The sequence below is a fragment of the Bradyrhizobium sp. CCBAU 11430 genome (assembly GCF_028128855.1).
Taxonomy (GTDB): domain Bacteria; phylum Pseudomonadota; class Alphaproteobacteria; order Rhizobiales; family Xanthobacteraceae; genus Bradyrhizobium; species Bradyrhizobium ottawaense.
Window position 1 is genome coordinate 276,858 of sequence record NZ_LBJV01000007.1, and the last position, 18,980, is coordinate 295,837.

Here is an 18,980-nt window from a genome sequence, read left to right on the forward strand (position 1 = left end):
AGGTTGATGCATTTAATCCTTGCAATTAAATGGTAGCCAATTATTATCGTTATTATAATCTTAAATGCAACTTAAACAAATTGCGTTTCGGAGGGTCGGTTCAAATGCGTGCATCGTTCCTGGCCTGCCCCATCGACCTGCTGACAATGGCGGAAACCGTCGAGCTCGCGCGCGGCGCCATGCGTTGCCGCCGACGGCTGCAGCATGTCGCGTTGAACGTTGCCAAATTTGTCAATATGCGATCGGATCCCATGCTCGCGGCCGATGTCGCCAATAGCGACATCGTCAGCATCGACGGCATGGGGATTCTCTGGGGTGCCCGAGCCCTAGGGCTGCCGGCAACGTCCCGAGTCGCCGGCGTCGATCTCCTGGCCGAGTTGCTCGCGGTATGTGCGCGGGAAGGTTACAAGCCCTACTTCCTGGGTGCCACCCCCGCCGTCCTGCAGCAGGCAATGCAGCGCGCGCGAGAGAGATATCCCTCACTCGTCTTCGCCGGCTGGCACGATGGTTACTTCAAGCCGGAGCAGGAAAGGGAGGTCGTGCGGGACATCCAGTCCAGCGCGGCCGATTGTCTCTTCATTGGCATGCCGACACCACGGAAAGAGCGCTTTCTCGCCGCCCATCGTGACGAGCTCGGCGTACCCTTTATCATGGGCGTGGGCGGTGCGTTCGATATCCTTGCAGGCACCGTTCGGCGCGCGCCGGCGCGGATTCAGGGGCTGGGCCTCGAATGGCTTTACCGCATCTATCAAGAGCCCGGGCGGATGTGGTGGCGATACGCCACAACGAACACGCTGTTTGCGGGCATCCTGCTGCAAGCGCTCGCCAAGCAAGCGATAGGGCATACATTTGGCACGCCGGGCGCCGTGCCGCCCGGCCCGAGCCGGATCGGAGGGTGAGACGTGCGCAAGCATTTTTTCATCCTTTTGGGAACCCGACCAGAAGCCATCAAGCTCTTTCCGGTCATCAACCGACTCAAGGCCGAGAATCGCAAGGACATTTCGCTAACGATCTGTGCGACGGCACAGCATCGACAGCTGCTTGATCAGGTCCTCAAGCTTGCCAACGTAGTTCCGGATTTTGATCTGAACGTCATGACGGCCAATCAGACGCTGGATCATCTAACGGCCCGGTTGCTCGGAGAAGTCGGTGAGCTCCTCGACAAGGTGAAGCCTACCAGGGTTATCGTCCAAGGCGACACGGCGACTGCCATGGTCGGCGCGCTGGCGTCCTATTACCACCGGATACCGGTCTCGCACATCGAGGCAGGACTGCGCAGCGGCGACATCTTCGCTCCGTGGCCCGAGGAGGTGAACCGCAAGATCGTCGGGTCGATCGCCGATCAGCATTTCGCGCCGACAGAGCGCGCTGCCCGCGCGCTGCGCTCTGAGAACGTCTCGGACGACCGCATCCATGTCACCGGAAACACGGTGGTGGACGCGCTCATCCTCGCGAAAGCCATGGTCGAATCCGATCCGGGGCTTTCGTGCCGCTGGGACGGCATCAAGAAGCGACACGGCAATCGGCGCATCATTTTGGTGACCTGCCACCGCCGGGAGAATTTCGGCGGCGGTGTCGTCAACATCGTGAACGCGTTGGAGACGATCCTGCAAAGGGAAGACGTTGCTGTGGTGCTCCCAGTGCATCCGAATCCGAACGTCCGCGACTTGTTCGCGTCCCGATTGTCGGATCACCCGAGGGTCGTCCTCATTTCTCCTCAGGAATACACGGACTTCGTGAGTCTGCTCTCGTTGTCCCATTTGGTCCTGACGGATTCAGGTGGCGTGCAGGAGGAGGCCCCCACCTTTGGCAAACCAGTCCTGGTGATGCGCGATACGACCGAGCGTCCTGAGGGGGTGGAGGCCGGGACGGCGCGCCTGGTCGGCGCGAACTACGACAAGATCGTTGCCGAGACATTTCGCTTGCTCGACGATGACGAGACTTATGCCGCCATGGCCCGTTCGCATAATCCGTTTGGTGACGGGCACGCGAGCGAGCGTATCGTGAAGGTGCTTCTCGATGCCTGAATTTCAGAAGATCAATGTCGTTGGACTTGGCTATATCGGGCTCCCGACCGCAGCGCTGATTGCGAGCCGGGGAATGCAGGTGGTCGGCATCGACACAAACGAGCGTATCGTCGATACGGTCGCATCCGGAAAGATTCACATCGCGGAGCCCGATCTCGATGGTCTCGTTTCCAAGGTCGTGTCGAGCGGTGCCCTGACGACCGCCACCAAGCCGCAGCCTGCGGACGTCTTCATCATCGCAGTGCCAACGCCGATCGACCGCGAAAACCGTCCAGACCTTTCAAGCGTTAATGCCGCAGTCGACCAAATCGTCGACATCCTTGCGCCGGGTAATCTCGTCATCCTCGAATCGACATCGCCGATCGGGACGACCGAGGCCATAGCAAAACGTATCGTCGAACGCAGGCCAGATCTACACATAGGCGTCAACGGCAAGGAAGACGGAGCGATCTACGTCGCCTACTGTCCAGAACGCGTGTTGCCGGGACGGATCCTGACAGAGCTTATCAACAACGACAGGTGCATTGGGGGAATTACGCCAACATGCACGCGGCGTGCTCAACGCTTCTACAAAATGTTCGTTCGCGGCGCCTGCGTCGGGACCACAGCGCGGGCAGCCGAATTGGTCAAGCTGACGGAAAACGCGTTCCGCGATACCAACATAGCATTCGCGAACGAGCTCTCGTTGATTTGCGACAGGTTCGACATCAATGTCTGGGAGGTGATCGACATCGCCAACCGCCATCCTCGCGTAAACGTATTGCGGCCAGGACCGGGAGTAGGCGGGCACTGCATTGCGGTCGATCCCTGGTTCATCATCGACTCCGCACCAGACCTCGCTCGAGTGATGCGAACAAGCCGGGAAGTCAACAACGCCAAAACTCAGAAGATCATCGAACGTACAGAGGCGCTGATCGACGATCATCCCTATGCAAACGTCGCTTGTTGTGGATTGACCTTCAAGGCCAATGTCGACGATTTGCGTGAGAGTCCCGCCATGGAGATCGCCACGCATCTCGCGGCAAAGTACGGAGAACGAGTCAAGGTCGTTGAGCCGAACCTTCGCCGCCTGCCGCCTCAGTTGGCCGATCACCGTGTCGCTTTCGTGAACATCGAGGAGGCTCTGCGCAGTTGCGAAATCGCGGTTCTCCTCGTCGATCATGACGAATTCAAGATGGTGCCCCTATCGGAGCGCCGACATCTCGACGTCATAGATACCCGGGGCATATGGCAGGACATGCCAGCGCGGACCTAGTGCCCGGCGTGAAGTGATCGTCGGCAATGGGATGATTTGAGGCGTATCACCTGGATGCATCGAGGTTAGCATGCGAGACAGTCAACTGGGAATCGGCGTCGTGGGCTGCGGTTATTGGGGACCCAATCTCGTTCGTAATTTCTCCATCAATCCTGCCACCCGCGTCGTCGGCGTGAGCGACCTGCACCCAGGCAGGCTCGGCGCGATGAAGCAGCTTTACCCGGCGGTAGAGACGACCTCTCGCTACGAAGATTTGCTGAAGGACGTCCGTATCGATGCAATCGCTATCGCCACGCCGGTGCATACGCACTACGAGCTGGCAATTGCGGCGTTGAGAGCCGGGAAGCACGTTCTGGTCGAAAAGCCCCTCGCGCCGAGCGCTGAGCTCGTGACCCGCTTGATCGAAGAGGCAGATCGGCGTGGGTTGACGCTCATGGTCGATCATACCTTCCTCTACACGCCGGCGGTCCAGAAGATCCGGGAGCTCCTGCTGAGCCGAGAACTTGGCGACATTTACTACTACGACAGCACGCGCGCGAGTCTCGGGTTGTTTCAAAAGGACGTAAATGTGATCTGGGACTTGGCGGTGCACGATATCTCGATCATCCACCATATCCTCGATGAAGCGCCGATCGCGGTCTCGGCAACCGGCTCGTGCCACGTTGTCGGCTCGCCGGAAAATATGGCGCATATCACGCTGTTCTTTGCCAACGCATGCGTGGCCCACGTCAGCGTCAATTGGCTGTCGCCCGTCAAGGTGCGCCAGACTTTCATCGGTGGCAGCAAGAAGATGATCGTCTACGACGATCTCGAGCCGACCGAAAAGATCAAGGTCTATGACAAGGGAATTACGCTCGACGCGCCTCCCGAAGATGCACATCAATTCCGGATCGGATATCGCGCCGGCGACATGTGGGCTCCGCATATCTCGACTATGGAGGCGCTACAGACCGAGGTCGATCATTTTGTCGATTGCATCCGCACCGGTGGCCAGCCGATTTCCAGCGGCATCTCGGGACTCCACGTGATCGAGGTTCTGGAGGCGGCATCGTGCTCGATCGCAAAGCAGGGTGCGCCCGTCTTGCTGCGCGAGCCTTACGGAACCCGGCAGCGCGCCAGAGCGATAGCATGACGCGCGCGGCGATCCAGCTCACCTGACCGACATGACAGACGACGCAATGAAGTCCGTGCAGCGCTCCATTCTGTTCTCGGCGCTCGACCGTTACGTCGGCCTGCTGCTGGTCTTTGTTGTGACCGCCGTGCTTGCCCGTTTGCTGTCCCCGGAAGAGTTTGGCATCTATGCCGTCGCGAACGCCGTCACGTCCATCATTGCGGCCTGCTTCCAGGAATTTGCGGGCGCAAGCTATCTGATTCAGAAGCGAGAGTTGTCGCGCGCGAGCGTGCAGACCACGTTCACGATTACCCTCATGATTTCGGCTGCCACGGCTTTCGTGCTGTTCGTGTCTGCCCAGCCGATCGCGCGCTTCTTCGAGCTGGACCGCTTGGGCCGAGGGATCGAGGTTTCCTCGCTAAATCTTCTCTTGCTGCCGTTCTCCGGAACCATAGCCGCATTGTTCCGTCGTGAGATGCAGTTTGGCGTGCTCGCAATCTGCAATCTGGCGGCTGGTACGACGATCGCTGTCGTTTCGGTCGGCCTCGCAATGGCCCACTTCAGCTACATGGCCCCGCTCTGGGGAGGGGTGGCCGGCAACGGGGTGCTGGCCGTGATGCTGCTGATATGGCGGAGAGATTTCGGTGCGATGCGGCCATCCTTGATCGATTGCCGAGAGATCGTCGGTTTCGGCCTCTACTCGGGCGCGGTGAGCGTCGTAAATGTGTTTTTTGGCCTGGCGCCGCAGCTGTTTCTGGCCAGAGTGCTCGACTTCACCGCTGTCGGCTTTTACAGCCGCGCGACCGCCTCGACACAGATATTCGACAAGCTGGTCACGCAGGTGATTAGTCCGGTCGTCATGCCGGCAATTGTTGCGCGAAGCAAAGCGGGTGGTGATCTCAAGGCCGTCTATCTCGAGGCCATCCAGCTGCTCTCCGCCGTGCAGTGGCCGTTCCTGGTCTTTATGGCGATCATGGCGCGGCCGATCATTCTGATCTGGCTCGGCCCGACGTGGCTGGAGATCGTCCCGCTGGTGCAGCTGCTCTGTATCGGAAACCTTGCGCTTTTCGCGGCGTGCCTGACCTACCCGATGTTTGTTGCGGTCGGAAGGGTTCAGGATGCGCTGATCTCGTCGTTGATTTCGCTGCCACCATCACTTCTGGTCATCTTGGGCGCCTCGTTCCTTGGCGTGCACGCCGTTGCTGCATCCGCTCTTGTGACATTGCCATTTCAGGCGTTGGTTGCGTTCTATTTTCTGGGACGACAACTCGGCCTTCGGCCCGCCGAATTTGTACGCACCCTATGGAGAAGCGGAGCTGTAACGGTTCTGGTGATTGCCGGTGTGTCTATTTGCGCGGCGCTGACGGAAGCTGGAGGCCTTACCTCGGGTGCTGGGCTGGCGTCAGCCTTTTCCGTCGCTGTGCTCTGTTGTTGGCTTGGACTGATGGTCACTGGGCACCCGCTCCTGCAGCAGTTTCACTACGCCGCAGCCGGCTTGGCGAGAATGGCGCCGGGGCTGTGGCCCTCGCGGACGGCGCCATAGCGGTTCTACGACATCATTCGGAGTGCGCGATATGCCTATCACACAAGACGTAGAACTTGGTCGCGATGTCCGCATCGTTCACCCGGAACTGGTCAATCTGTACGGTTGCACGGTGGGTGATGAGAGCAGGATCGGAGCTTTCGTCGAAATCCAGGCGGGAGCAAAGATTGGCGCGCGGTGCAAAGTATCATCGCACAGTTTCATCTGCGAAGGCGTCACAATCGAGGACGAAGTGTTCATCGGTCATGGCGTGGTGTTCACGAACGACAAATATCCGAAGGCAACGACCGCGGATGGTCGCCCTCAGCAAGCTTCTGACTGGACATTGGAGCGCACTCGTGTCGGCAGGGGGGCTGCCATCGGTTCCAACGCCACAATCCTATGTGGTGTCACGATCGGCGCGGGAGCGACCGTCGGCGCGGGCTCCGTCGTGACGAGGGATGTTGCCCCGGGTGCCACCGTCGCCGGAGTACCCGCTCGGACCATGTCCGCAGTCGGAAGCAGGGCCACCGCCGATCGTGCCTCCGTCCGCCGGTCTTTCGGGCTAGATTGAATTAACCGAATTTATTTTCTTGAAAATGGCGCTTGATTAAATATTATAATCCGAGTTAATTATTTAATAACGGTTGCTCCAATCCAAGGTTTGAATCTTGATACCCTTCCTGGATCTGAAAGCCCAATACTGTCAAATCAAGCCGGAAGTCGACGCCGCCGTGGCACGGGTCGTCAGCAGCGGGCATTTTGTGCTCGGGCCGGAGGTGGCGGCGTTCGAGGGACGTTTTGCGGAATATTGCCGGACTGCGCGTTGCCTCACCGTGAATAGTGGAACCTCTGCGCTCCACCTTGCGCTGTTGGCGGCGGGCGTCGGGCCGGGCGATGAAGTCATCACCGTGTCCATGACCTTCGTGGCGACAACCGCGGCGATACTCTACAGCGGCGCCAAGCCGGTTTTTGTCGACGTTGACCCGGTCACGTGGACGATGGATCCCGGTCTGATCGAGGCTGCAATCACACCTCGAACCAGAGCCATTGTGCCGGTTCATCTCCATGGATTGATGGCCGACATGGATCCCATCATGTCGATTGCGCAACGTTACGGTCTGGTCGTCATTGAGGACGCCGCGCAGGCGCACGGCGCGGAATACCGAGGACGCCGCGCAGGTTCGATCGGAGATCTGGGGTGCTTCAGCTTTTACCCAGGCAAAAATCTGGGGGCGTTCGGCGAGGGTGGGGCCGTCGTAACCGATCGGCCTGAATTTGCGCACCGCGTGTCGCTGCTGCGGGACTGGGGGCAGGAGACAAAATACGACCACGTCATTCCCGGATACAATTATCGCATGGACGAGATCCAGAGTGCGGTACTGAATGTCAAGCTGGACTACATCGAAGGCTGGACCGAGGCCCGCCGATCGATCGCAGAACGATACAACGAGCTACTTTCCGAGCTCCCATTCGCGCGTCCGCGACCGCCCTCGTACTCCCGCCACGTCTATCATGTCTATTCGATCAGATTGCAGCGTCGCGACGACGCGCTCACATTGTTGCGGGAGGCAGGCATAGGTGCAGGGATTCACTATCCCATTCCGGTGCACCTGCAGAAGGCCTATGCCGAACTCGGCTATCGGGCCGGTGATCTGCCGGTAACCGAGATGCTTGCGAACGACTTTCTCTCCCTTCCCATTTATCCGGAGCTGCTGCCGGACCGGGCGACCGAAATTGTCTCCACGTTGAGGAACGCCGGAGCATTGCGCCCCAGCGAAGCCGCCGGCAACCGGGCGCAGCAATCACAAAGCTTCACAACAAGGTCCTGCAACAGGAGGGCGTCTTGATTGAGCTCAAGGGAAAGCGCGTTCTGATCACTGGCGGGGCAGGGTTCATCGGCTCCCACATCGTCGATCAGCTCTGCGATGAGGGTTGCATCGAGATCGTTGCGCTCGACAACATGGTCAGAGGCCGCCCCGAAAATCTCCGGCGTGCGCTCGGTCGTGGACCGGTGAGACTGGTTCACGGCGACATACGCGATCGCAAGCTGATGGAAGCCTTGGTGAAGGCTGCCGACATCGTGTTTCACCAGGCCGCACTCCGCATCACTCATTGCGCGGCGGAGCCGCGCCTGGCCAAGGAGGTCATGGTGGACGCCACCTACGACCTCCTCGAGCTGTGCATCAAGCACGATATCGAGAAGGTCATCGCAGCCTCCTCGGCGTCCGTATACGGCCTGGCCGAGGAGTTTCCGACGACCGAGCGGCAAAATCCGTACAACAACCGGACGCTATACGGAGCGGCCAAGGCGTTCAACGAAGGGCTGCTGCGGGCCTTCAACGACACATGCGGCCTCGACTACGTGGCATTCCGATATTTCAACGTCTATGGCAGCCGCATGGACATCCACGGACGGTACACCGAGGTCCTGATCCGCTGGATGGAGCGGCTTGAGGCCGGGTTACCTCCCGTTATCTTTGGTGATGGCCGTCAGACGATGGATTTCGTTCACGTCCGTGACGTCGCGCGCGCCAACATCCTTGCGGCCAGGGCGAAGATTACCGACGAGGTCTTCAACGTCGGGAGCGGTACTGAGACCAGCCTGACGCAACTGGCTACGGTGCTTGCCTCGGTGATGGGACGCCGCGGTCTGACTCCCGAATTTGCGCCTGAGCGCTCGGTGAATCCGGTGCCGAGACGGCTGGCATCGACAGGAAAGGCCGATCGTCTGCTGGGGTTCCGCACCACGGTTTCGCTCGAGCAGGGGCTCGCCGACCTCGTGAAATGGTGGCGATCAGAACGCGAACTCCCTTCGGATCGCCAGCGGCAGGTGGCGGCATCGTGATCCCGATCGCAGTTCCGTTGCTTGCAGACGAAGAAGCTGACGCTGCGCGCGCCGTGGTGCTGTCGGGCTGGGTATCGCAAGGTCGGCAGGTGGCTGCGTTCGAAGAGGAGTTCGCCGCACTTGTCGGCGCTCCGCACGCCTGTGCCGTCGCGAATTGCACGACCGCCCTGCACCTTGCCTTGGCCGCGCTGGGTATCGGCAGCGGCGACGAGGTGATCACGGTCAGCCATTCTTTCATCGCGACAGCGAACGTGATCCGATATCAGGGCGCCACTCCAGTTTTCGTCGACATCGAGCCCGAGACGTACAATTTGGATTGCGCTCGGCTGGCTGAAGCCATCACCGAGCGCACACGCGCGATCATCGCGGTGCACCAGATGGGCATGCCATGCGACATGGCAACGCTCATGGCCGTGGCGCGTCGTCACGGGATCGCTGTGATCGAAGATGCGGCTTGTGCCGCCGGATCGCAGATCTGCATGAACGGGCAATGGGAGGCGATCGGCAAGCCGCATGGAGACATTGCCTGCTTTTCATTTCATCCGCGAAAGGTGATCACGACTGGTGAGGGGGGAATGCTCACCACTGCCGATGCCGAACTCGATCGCAAGTTCAGGCTTCTGCGTCAACACGGGATGAGCGTTCCGGATATCGTGCGTCATGGTTCGCAGCGTGTCATTTTCGAGGAGTACGTCCTCGTCGGCTACAATTACAGAATGACGGATATGCAGGCTGCGATCGGGCGCAAACAGCTCGAGCGACTTCCGCAGCTGATTGCGCGGCGGCGCGCGCTGGCATCCCGTTACGCCGAACTGCTTGGAAATATTGAGGGGCTGCGGTTGCCGTTCGAGCCGGCGTGGGCACGATCGAACTGGCAGAGCTACTGCGTACGCTTGCCCGATCGATTGGATCAGCGGGCGACGATGCAATCGCTGCTCGATCAGGGCATCGCTACGCGCAGGGGCATCATGTGCTGCCATCGCGAGGCGCCCTATGCCGGCGCTGGGTCGCGCGATGATCTGCGGCAATCCGAGCTAGCTCAGGATCACGCGATCCTGCTTCCACTTTATGCGCAGATGGACTGCGCGGACCAGGATCGTATCGTAGATGCGGTGAAGGCTGAACTTGCCCGCTCAAACCGCGCTGCCACCGTGGCGGGTCATGTATCTGTCTGCCGGGATATCTTATGAGTCGGATCTGGCGCGGCCCTTTCTGATCGAGGGGCCGCCGACTTTGCGGATAGCACCGCAGAGATTCGTGCCCGATCGTTGTCGTCTTCGGCGGAAGCCAGGCCCATCCAGCGCCGGTATTTTCGCTGCACTTTATAGTTGGCAAGGCTGGCCGAGCATCGGCCGGCGTCTGCCAATCGCTGGCTGGTTGAGGGCTTGCTGCGTAGGGCATGTAGATAGGTTTGCTCTATCGTTCTCGCCGCCTGCGCGAGGCTGAAGCGGTGCTCCACCAGCCGCCGCCCGAATCCGCCAAGCTCCTGACGGAGCGACGCGGAGGCGAGAATGGTCTCGAGAGCCGATCGAAGTGCGCTGGCGCCGGCGCCACGCGAGCCCTTGCCCAATCCGTACCAGCCTTGTTGCAGGAAGGTCGGCGCACTCTCGGGTGTCAACAGCTCGCTGAACCCGTCTTCACCAACGACCACCAGCGGCTTTCCAAAGGCCATTCCGCGCAGCGCCGAGCCACCCTGGCCAATGATGACGTCCGCGGCAGCATAGCCAGGGCGCGGATCGGACATCTCGCCCACCAGTACGACGGCGTTCCGGCCGACTAGCGAGTTAATTCTGGCCGCACGCGCTTCGACGTTCGGTCGCGCCGGTCCATTACCAATGATCAGCAACCGCACTGGCAGGCCGTCGAGCGCGATTTCGCCGACAGCATCGCACGCAGATAGCAGCCCCTCCAGTTTAAGGTTCGGCACAAGTCGACAGACCATCGCTATGACGACCTCGTCCGGACCAATATTGTGAGCCGCGCGAAAGCCCGTGCCATCGACGAGGGGGTGGTCGGACTTCGTATCGACTGGCGGCTCGAGCAAGGTAACATCCTGATGTCCTGCAGTGATCGCAGCGCGACGGATCATCTCCGTGCCCACGGTCAGGGGAACGCTGCGCGGCAGGAAGGAGGGGACGGACATCGACATGACCGTTCCCACCACGGCAGCCCTCGTCGATAGTCCAACGCTCAGAAAAGCCTCAACAATAGGGGGCCATTCATGACCGTGCACCACGTCTACGGTGCGTTCGTTGACGATGCTGCGGAGCATCTGGCCAACACGAGGCGAGGGGCGGGCCCGATGGCGAGGAATTTCAATATGTCTGAGGCCGGTCTCCCTTATTCTGTCTAGAAGAGGGCCAGTCTCTGCCGCCACGGTGACCTCATGACCGAGGTCTCGAACCGCCTCGGCGAGCTGGACTGCGTTGAGCTGTGACCCTCCCAGTTCCATGGAATGGGGATAGACCAGCACCTTCATGCGATGGGATTCTCCGGGTGTCGCGCCAAAGCGCTAAGAGACCAACCTGACATTGCTGAGAACCATATCGCGATATAATCTAAATTTAAATCATAATAAATGTCGACCGGTCCGGATTTGGTTATATAATCTGCGTGAATTTAAACGCGAGACCCGCTTTTGACCCTCACCGGGACCCCAATCCGATGAACGAGCATGCAGCACGGCACGTGGCGCGCCAAGACGGCCGTCACCTGCCTCGCCTACTGGTCGCGATTGCAAGCCATGGAACCTCGAATGACCGCTATCTCGAGCGGGTCATCCGGGAATACCGGTCGATGTCCCTCGTCGTTGATATCGTCGTGCTGTCGAACATCGACAAGCGCGCGAGAACGGGGGTGGAATGCATTGTTGGCCTACCCGACAGAAACCCGTGGTCCCTGCCGTTCGCGCACAAGAAGCTGTTTGCGGAACGTCGTGACCAGTACGATCTGTTCATTTACTCGGAAGACGACATTCTGATCACCGAGAGGAACATCCGCGCCTGGCTGGATGCAACGTCGTTTCTATCTCCAGAAGAAGTTGCCGGGTTTCTGCGGGTTGAATTCGGCGAAGACGGCCAGCGTAACTATCCTGATATTCACGCGCACTTTCACTGGGATTCCTCATCGGTCAGGCGGCGCGGCGACTATATTCTCGCGCATTTTACCAACGAGCACGCCGCCTGCTTTGTCCTTACCCGGGAGCAGCTAGGCAACGTCCTACATTCGGGCGGCTTCGATGTAGCTCCGCATCAGGGAAAGTACGATCTGGCCTGTACGGCCGCGACGGATCCATACACCCAATGTGGTTTGCGGAAACTGGTGCCAATCTCACACCTGGAGGATTTCACCGTTCATCACCTCACCAACCGGTACGTCGGCCGGATGGGGATCGGGGAAGAAGAAATTGGCAGGCAGAAGGCAATTTTGCTGCAAATCGCGGACGGCCGCCGCTCGCCCTACTCGTTGCTCCCGACGGAAACGCGCCTTCGCCGCGCTAGCTTTTCCAAGGACTATTATGAACCTGAATCCGAGGCGACGATCGCGCTCGTGCCGGCATCGGCGCGCAGCGTACTTTCGATCGGTTGTGGGTCTGGCAAGACGGAAAAGCGGCTGCAGGCGCGAGGACTGCACGTCACCGCGATTCCGCTCGATCCAGTGATCGCAGCCGGCCCCGCCGGGGACGGGATCGAGATGATCTACGCCGATCTGGACAGTATCGACTCCAATCGCGACACCTACGACTGCGTTTTATGTCTCAATCTGTTGCACCTCGCTCCGGATCCGCAAAAGCTGCTTCTGAGGCTGCGATCGTTCATGCACGAGCAATCGCTCGCAGTGATCCAGATGCCCAACACGATGTCCCCAAGGGGCATTCGGTCTTATCTCGGGGCGAGTCTCCGGTCCGGGCGCTCCAGCGGCTACGAGGCAGTGGGTGCTCATTTCGCTTCGGGGCGCAAGCTGGCGAGTTGGTGCGTCGATTCAGGCCTGCGAATCGAAGCGATGTTCGGAGTTCCGGCGGATCGTGGTGATGGATTGTTTGGCATGACCTCCCGGCTGGGCGAGTTCGCGCCGAGGTTTGTCTCGCTCGGGCTTGCGGCTTCGATCATCGTGACCGTCTCCGGCGGAAGGCCAGGCACTGACGGGGTCACCGAATTCACGGCCTCGTCTCAGTCAACTCGCCCGGCCGGCGAGGTCCGGTCCGGTTAAAATGGGTGCCTCATTTAATTGCGGTTCTATATTAAATGTTATATAATCATGAAGCGGCAGAAAGATCATTTCGCGTGAGAAATCGATGATTTCACTTAGGGCAACGACGATCGGCGATCGGCTTGCCGTCCTTTCGGCCAGAGGCCCCGGTTTTGATCAGATACGACTTGTGGCCGCACTCACGGTGGTTGCTCACCATGCTTGGTGGGGAACAAACGACGTCCTCTACCGGTTCAGCGGCGGGTTCATCCAGTTCGGCCTGTTTGCAGTCGTTATTTTCTTCTGCGTCAGCGGCTTCCTGCTGGCGCCTGGCCTGGCCCGATCTGGCGATCTCGTCCGGTTCGCCGTAAACAGGTCGTTGCGTATCCTGCCCGCACTCTTCGTCGTGGTCATCGCGTCGATGTTCGTGCTGGGTCCAGCCCTGACGACCTATTCGCTAGCCGACTATTTCGGCAGCGCCGAGCTTTACCTGTATCTGAAGAACGCCGTTACCCTGATGTCCCACTACCTGCCCGGCGTGGTGCGGCATGGACACGAAGTGCAGGTCAACGGACCGCTATGGACGCTCAATATCGAGGTCTGGTCCTATGCGGTGCTGGCGGCGATGAGCGTGGCGGGCTTTCTCCGCCGACGGGCGCTGACGATGATCACTTTCGCCCTGGTATACTTCATCTATGTTGGGCTGGCGCTTTCGCCATCCCTGCACGCGGCCTGTCCGCAGCGGCTCTTGGATTTCATCGGTCTCTTCGTCTACTTCATCGCCGGCACGACCCTCTACCTCTACCGTGAAAGTATCCCGTTCTCCGGAATCGGGGCCGCGGTCGCCGTGGGAGGCGCGCTGATCGGTCTTGCGAGCGGGTTGGGCGCGGTGGCGATGCCGCTGTGTATACCCTACGTCGTGATCTGTCTCGGGCTCTCCGAGGTCGCCAGTCGCGTGCCACTCAAGCACGATCTGTCCTACGGCGTATACCTGATCCATTCACCGGTCATATTGGCGCTCCTGACGCTGTTCGATCTCGCAGCCGGCTGGCCGTTGGCCTTGCTGTCGGCATCCGTGACTCTCGTTCTGGCGTATGCCTCCTGGCGATTTGTCGAAGCGCCGGCGCTGAAGCAAAAGGTGTGGGTTTCGCGTTGGCTGTCGTCGCACATTGCAGGGCTAGGCAGCCGACGAGGCGTTGGGACTGAGGCCGCGGTGCGCCGTGATGAGCCCGGCAACAATCTGACAGGAACAATCGAGGCCGGTGCGGCGGAGTGAGACCAAACCCGCACCTGAGCTCAGGTTCGAGGGTGATAGCGCGACGAGCGGGCCGCAGTTTCTTTGAAAGGAGCAGAGTCGCTATGAGCAGCGCGTACCATGATGACGAAGGTCCGCACTCGGATCGGCAGCTGGACCTCTCCATCATTGTCGTAAGCTACAATACCCGCGACATGACGCTCGACTGTCTGGCGTCGATCGCCGCTGAGACAATGGGTACGAGGTATGAGGTCATCGTCGTCGACAATAATTCGTCCGACCAGTCAGCTGCCGCAATTGCCCGTCAATTCCCTGACATCAGGCTGATTGCCCTAAACGACAACATCGGCTTTGCACGCGCCAACAATCTGGCTGCAAAACAGGCGCGCGGCCGACGATTGCTTCTGCTCAATCCAGACACCATTATTCTCGACTGCGCGATCGATGTTCTTTTTGAGTTCGCCGAGGCCAATCCGTCATTTCACGTCTGGGGCGGACGCACCCTGTTTCCGGACGGCAGTCTCAATCGCACCTCGTGCTTTCGAAGAATCAGTTTGTGGAATTTGTTCTGCTTCGCGCTGGGGTTCACCTATTTCGGTCGTCGCAGTCCGATTTTCAATTCCGAGGCCTATGGCGGATGGGACCGAGATACCGCGCGGCACGTCGACATCGTTACAGGTTGCTTTCTGCTGATCGACCGGCTGGTGTGGGAGAGGCTCGGCGGGTTCGACCCCACATTCTTCATGTACGGAGAAGAAGCAGACCTCTGTCATCGCGCGCGGTCGCTCGGTGCGCGGCCCGCGGTCACGCCTGAAGCGACCATCGTCCACTATGGCGGGGCATCCGACGTCGTGCCTGTCGACAAGAGGGTGAAGGTTTTCAAGGGGAGAATCACCCTGATCAATCGGCATTTCGGCTGGCCGGCACGGACGATCGGGCAGGCTTTGCACCTGATCGTGCCGCTTACACGCCGGTACGGTTACGGCATGGCAGCCGCCCTGGCGCGGAATGCGGAATGGCAAAAGAACGCTGTTTATTGGGAAGCCGTCTGGAGGCGTCGGCGAGAGTGGGTTGGCGGTTACGAGGCACCGAGGGGCGAGCCGGCATGAGAGCGTCGGGTTGTTTCCGGCGAGAAGAGCGATGAGATCAGATAGCCTAGAAGGACAGCGACGGAGATGGCGAGGAGCCAGGGGGCTCGCGCTTGGCCATATGCGCTGGGGCGGGATTGTGCTCGAGGTCGCCCGTGTCGCGGTTGCGGTCGCAGCGCTCCAGATTCCGGCGGCTGTGGCAGCCGAGCCGAACGGCGCATCCAAGCTGGCATTCACCTCCCAATGGCCGGACGCAAGCAACACGGGGCCGCCTCGTGATCTCGTGCTGAAGCCGTCCGGTCCCCTCACGATTGCCGTTTCCGGCACGACGATTTCAGGACTGGACATTCAGGGCGGCGTCGTCGTCAACGCGGATAACGTGACCATCGAGATGTCCCGCATCTCGGCTAGCGCTTGGGCCGTTATCAAGATCGATCCGCATCGGACAGGAGTTGTCGTCAGGGATTGCACGATCGACGGCCAGGGTGCTGGTCCCGATGGCAATGGCAACCAGGGAATCATGGGACAGGGTACGTTCCAGCGCAACAACATCTCGAACGTCGAAAACGGCATCGTCCTGACCGGCAGGGACAATCTGATCGAACACAATTTTATTCACGATCTCAATGCCGGCGGGGCGCCACATTACGATGGTATCCAGATCGATGGCGGCATCTCGGACACGGTCATCCGGCAAAACACGATCATCAATTCTCACGGCGCTGCCGGCGCTATCATGATCGACAACGAGTTTGGCCCGGTCTCCAACATCGTCATCGAAGGCAATCTTCTCGCTGGCGGCAGCTATACGGTCTACTCGGACGCGAAGTTCAACGACAATCCGATCTCGGGTGTTTCGATCACCGACAATCACATCGGCTCGGGGCAGTATGGGCCGACCCTGTTTCGGCGAAACCGGCCCACCTATCTCAGAAATGCGACCGACGGCTGGCGCCTGGTGCGCAATCTGGACTTTGGCAGCGTCGCGGCGCAGGAGGCCATCAGATGAAGCGCCGGCGTGCTCCGCACCAACTCAAGCGCTTGTCGGATCTAATGGCTTGGTCCGGCCTGTCCAGGGAGACAGCCTCATGAGCTATCCTGGCTATGCTCTCCTCGCGGGGCAGCCGCGTATCCGCGCGACGGCGGCCGGATTCCATTCGACCATTCCCCAACGGGGCAGTCTGGCCGTCCCGCTCCTTCTGATGGGCATCGTATTGCCGTCGGGGCTCCAGGTGCTGATCGCCGGGGCAAAGCTAACGCCGACCAGGATATGCCTTCTGGTCCTGCTGCTGCCGGCGGTTGCGCGGCTATTGCAGCCGAGCCGTCGGCTCCTGCTGTCGGACGGGCTCGCGGGGACGCTTGCGCTCGCCATGGTGGCGGCGGCTGGTTACGCCGCCGGACCTCAATCGGCGTTTTCCGCTGTTGCAGAGGCTCTCGACTTTGTCGGAGCATACTTTGTTGCGCGAGCCTTCGTTCTGGAGCCGTCGGCGGTCCAGCAGTTCATTCGTCTCATCAAGGCATTCACGGCGATTGCGATATGCGTTGCGCTAGTGGACGTGTTGACGGGGCATTGGATCGTCCGCGAGATCATGGCCACACTCATGCCGCAGCCTGAGGCGTTCGTGGACGACGGCACGTCGAGCGCAGATGGAGTACGAGCAGGTCTGCGACGCGCAATATCGACGTTCGATCATCCTATTCTCTATGGCGTATTCTGTTCGCTGACTGCGGCCATCGTGCTGTTCTCGGCGACAAGTGCCATCAAGCGTCTGTCGTGGGCGTGTCTGTGCCTATTCGGCGGATTGCTGTCGTTATCTTCGGCCGCTGTCTTGGGGATGGTCGTCGTAATGTCAAGCTACGCCTACGAGCGGTTGTTGCGCCGCTGCCCGTGGCGATGGCCTCTGCTTTGGACGGGAGCGGGCATGTTCCTGCTGGCCGTCACCGCTGTGACGAATAACCCTCTCAGCTGGCTGCTGTCCCACGCGACACTCGAGCCTCAAACGGGATTCTATCGCCTCATGATCTGGGACGCCGTCTCGGCGCAGGTGTGGCAGTCGCCTCTGACGGGAGCCGGATTCGTGACGTTCGGCTATTATCTACTCGATCGCACAGTCGACAGCGTGTGGCTGGTCACGAGCCTTCATTACGGCGTACCGGTCACCATCCTGCTGATCGTTTTGAATCTCTCGGCGGTATTGCCTGTGCCCGGGCGCCGCCCAAGCGGGATTCAGACGGGGTTTACGATCGCTTGCATGGTGTTCCTGTTCACGGGTTTGACGGTGCATTTCTGGAACTACATGTGGACGTTTTGGGGCGTTTGCATCGGTGTGCGTGCTTCGCTTAGGGAATGGCAGATGTTGGGAGCGCAAGATGAGCGATTTTGACGTGGCATCATCGCCGATTGGCGGCATCAAGGGACGTTTGCGACCTTATGTCTGGTCATTACGCAGCGGGCTTCGGACGATCCGTTTCCTGTTCGGACGATTTGAGAGGACCTGTCCGGTATGTGAGTATCGAGGCAGATTTTTCGCGTACGCAAATCCGCTCGCATTGGGAATCAACTTCGACTCGCTCTGTCCGAATTGTCTGTCGCACGAGCGACACCGTCTGTTGGTGCTTTGCGACGCCGAGCAAGGCCTGTTTAAGGGCAAGGATATCCTCCACTTCGCGCCCGAAAAGGGGCTCACGGAGTATATCAAGGCGAGAAAGCCGCGAAGTTACGTCACCTGCGAGTTCGGAGGGAAGGGCGCTGATTTCGACATCAATATCGAAAAGATTGACCTCGAAAGTGACAGGTTCGATCGGATCATCTGCTGCCATATCCTCGAGCACGTCAACGATCGCTTGGCCATCCCCGAACTCTTTCGGATCTTGCGTAAGGGCGGGACGCTGATCGCGATGATCCCTCTCATTGAGGGATGGCAAGAAACGTTCGAGGATCGATCGAGGCAGAAAACAGAAGAAGATCGGATACTGTATTTCAACCAGCATGATCACGTCCGCTTCTTCGGTCGTGATTTCCGACGCCGGCTCGAACGAGCGGGCTTCGTCGTCGACGAGTATACGGCGGTCGAGCCTCAAGTTGCGCAATATGGTCTGATCCGCGGCGAAAAAGTATTTTTGTGCCGGAAGACTTAGGCCAGGCAGTGCTTTGACGTTGCCCGGCGAAATCGGGCCGCACCGCTTTGTCACCTAAGCCCATTTACGAAGTCATCCTGCATCGCCTCTGGCTTCGCCGGTAGGCGCGCATCTCAGCCAACGGAGCAGCACGGCAAAATTCGAGCTGATGTCTTGCCGCTGTCTGCTGCAGAGGACATTCGCGCGTCGTATTTAATAATGCGCGTCGTTGGCTATTTATACATTCGATGGTTTATTAAATGTGCGTCGACGTTGAACGGGGCCGATCTCGGAGTCGCTCGACCCGTTGCAACGAGCCAGCACGAAAGAATTTTTCTGTGAAGTGTGGCGCGCGCATGTTTTGCGGTCGTTTGATCGCGGCTAAAACGAAATCGCTTTTAATTTCCGTAACGTAGATTTCCGCGCTGTATTTCCGGAAACAGGAATTTGGCGGCGCTTGTGGCGAAATGACCTTGGCGGAGCCGTGGTCTTGTCAAAAAAAGGCCGTCTGCAGACGACCATTAACGCCGCACAAGCACGGCACCTGGCGTATCTCGATCACCAATTAA

16 protein-coding genes are annotated in these 18,980 nt (G+C 59.6%); 15 read left to right on the plus strand and 1 reads right to left on the minus strand.

Features of this window, described 5'->3' with window-relative positions:
• Positions 1 to 104: 104 nt before the first annotated feature.
• From XI04_RS06060 to XI04_RS06100, 9 genes are all read left to right on the plus strand, one after another.
• Positions 105 to 899 (plus strand): WecB/TagA/CpsF family glycosyltransferase, encoded by a 795-nt coding sequence (locus tag XI04_RS06060; RefSeq protein WP_038974206.1) that lies wholly within the window; start codon positions 105 to 107, stop codon positions 897 to 899.
• A gap of 3 nt (positions 900 to 902) precedes the next feature.
• Entirely contained in the window at positions 903 to 2,027 is a 1,125-nt protein-coding gene (wecB, locus tag XI04_RS06065; protein WP_271608096.1) for a non-hydrolyzing UDP-N-acetylglucosamine 2-epimerase, read from the plus strand.
• Entirely contained in the window at positions 2,020 to 3,282 is a 1,263-nt protein-coding gene (gene wecC / locus XI04_RS06070) for a UDP-N-acetyl-D-mannosamine dehydrogenase (protein ID WP_038970402.1), read from the plus strand. The genes wecB and wecC overlap by 8 nt, the downstream gene beginning before the upstream one ends.
• Before the next feature lie 70 nt (positions 3,283 to 3,352).
• The gene (locus XI04_RS06075; RefSeq protein ID WP_152103151.1) at positions 3,353 to 4,414 is read left to right on the plus strand and encodes a Gfo/Idh/MocA family protein; all 1,062 of its coding nucleotides are present in this window, start codon (positions 3,353 to 3,355) and stop codon (positions 4,412 to 4,414) included.
• A 46-nt stretch (positions 4,415 to 4,460) separates the two neighbouring features.
• Entirely contained in the window at positions 4,461 to 5,936 is a 1,476-nt protein-coding gene (locus XI04_RS06080) for an oligosaccharide flippase family protein (protein WP_271608095.1), read from the plus strand.
• Positions 5,937 to 5,967: 31 nt separating this feature from the next.
• Positions 5,968 to 6,489, plus strand: coding sequence for an acyltransferase (locus tag XI04_RS06085; RefSeq protein ID WP_038970400.1), 522 nt, complete (start codon positions 5,968 to 5,970; stop codon positions 6,487 to 6,489).
• A gap of 97 nt (positions 6,490 to 6,586) precedes the next feature.
• Positions 6,587 to 7,765 carry a DegT/DnrJ/EryC1/StrS family aminotransferase gene (locus tag XI04_RS06090; RefSeq protein ID WP_028143647.1) on the plus strand — a complete coding sequence of 393 codons (1,179 nt, stop codon included), beginning with the start codon at positions 6,587 to 6,589 and terminating at the stop codon, positions 7,763 to 7,765.
• On the plus strand, positions 7,762 to 8,763 hold the full coding sequence (locus XI04_RS06095) for an NAD-dependent epimerase/dehydratase family protein (RefSeq protein ID WP_028143648.1): 1,002 nt from the start codon (positions 7,762 to 7,764) through the stop codon (positions 8,761 to 8,763). The genes XI04_RS06090 and XI04_RS06095 overlap by 4 nt, the downstream gene beginning before the upstream one ends.
• Positions 8,703 to 9,953, plus strand: a complete 1,251-nt coding sequence (locus XI04_RS06100; RefSeq protein WP_271608094.1) for a DegT/DnrJ/EryC1/StrS family aminotransferase — start codon at positions 8,703 to 8,705, stop codon at positions 9,951 to 9,953. Before XI04_RS06095 ends, XI04_RS06100 begins: the two co-directional genes overlap by 61 nt.
• Here the strand turns inward: XI04_RS06100 and XI04_RS06105 are convergent.
• A complete protein-coding gene (locus XI04_RS06105) occupies positions 9,923 to 11,242 on the minus strand; it encodes a glycosyltransferase family 4 protein (protein WP_049801690.1) in 1,320 nt (439 codons plus the stop codon). The two genes, XI04_RS06100 and XI04_RS06105, sit on opposite strands and share 31 nt — an antisense overlap.
• Before the next feature lie 185 nt (positions 11,243 to 11,427).
• On the opposite strand from XI04_RS06105, the gene XI04_RS06110 reads away from it, so the two are divergent.
• From XI04_RS06110 to XI04_RS06135, 6 genes are all read left to right on the plus strand, one after another.
• Positions 11,428 to 12,972 (plus strand): class I SAM-dependent methyltransferase, encoded by a 1,545-nt coding sequence (locus tag XI04_RS06110; protein WP_049824231.1) that lies wholly within the window; start codon positions 11,428 to 11,430, stop codon positions 12,970 to 12,972.
• An 85-nt stretch (positions 12,973 to 13,057) separates the two neighbouring features.
• A complete protein-coding gene (locus XI04_RS06115) occupies positions 13,058 to 14,227 on the plus strand; it encodes an acyltransferase family protein (protein WP_271608093.1) in 1,170 nt (389 codons plus the stop codon).
• A gap of 83 nt (positions 14,228 to 14,310) precedes the next feature.
• Entirely contained in the window at positions 14,311 to 15,315 is a 1,005-nt protein-coding gene (locus tag XI04_RS06120) for a glycosyltransferase family 2 protein (protein WP_271608092.1), read from the plus strand.
• A 175-nt stretch (positions 15,316 to 15,490) separates the two neighbouring features.
• Positions 15,491 to 16,303: a right-handed parallel beta-helix repeat-containing protein gene (locus XI04_RS06125; RefSeq protein ID WP_271611378.1), complete on the plus strand. Its 813-nt coding sequence runs from the start codon at positions 15,491 to 15,493 to the stop codon at positions 16,301 to 16,303.
• Between the two features lie 79 nt (positions 16,304 to 16,382).
• Entirely contained in the window at positions 16,383 to 17,678 is a 1,296-nt protein-coding gene (locus XI04_RS06130; protein ID WP_271608090.1) for an O-antigen ligase family protein, read from the plus strand.
• Positions 17,665 to 18,432: a methyltransferase domain-containing protein gene (locus XI04_RS06135; RefSeq protein ID WP_095426586.1), complete on the plus strand. Its 768-nt coding sequence runs from the start codon at positions 17,665 to 17,667 to the stop codon at positions 18,430 to 18,432. Before XI04_RS06130 ends, XI04_RS06135 begins: the two co-directional genes overlap by 14 nt.
• Positions 18,433 to 18,980 lie beyond the last annotated feature (548 nt).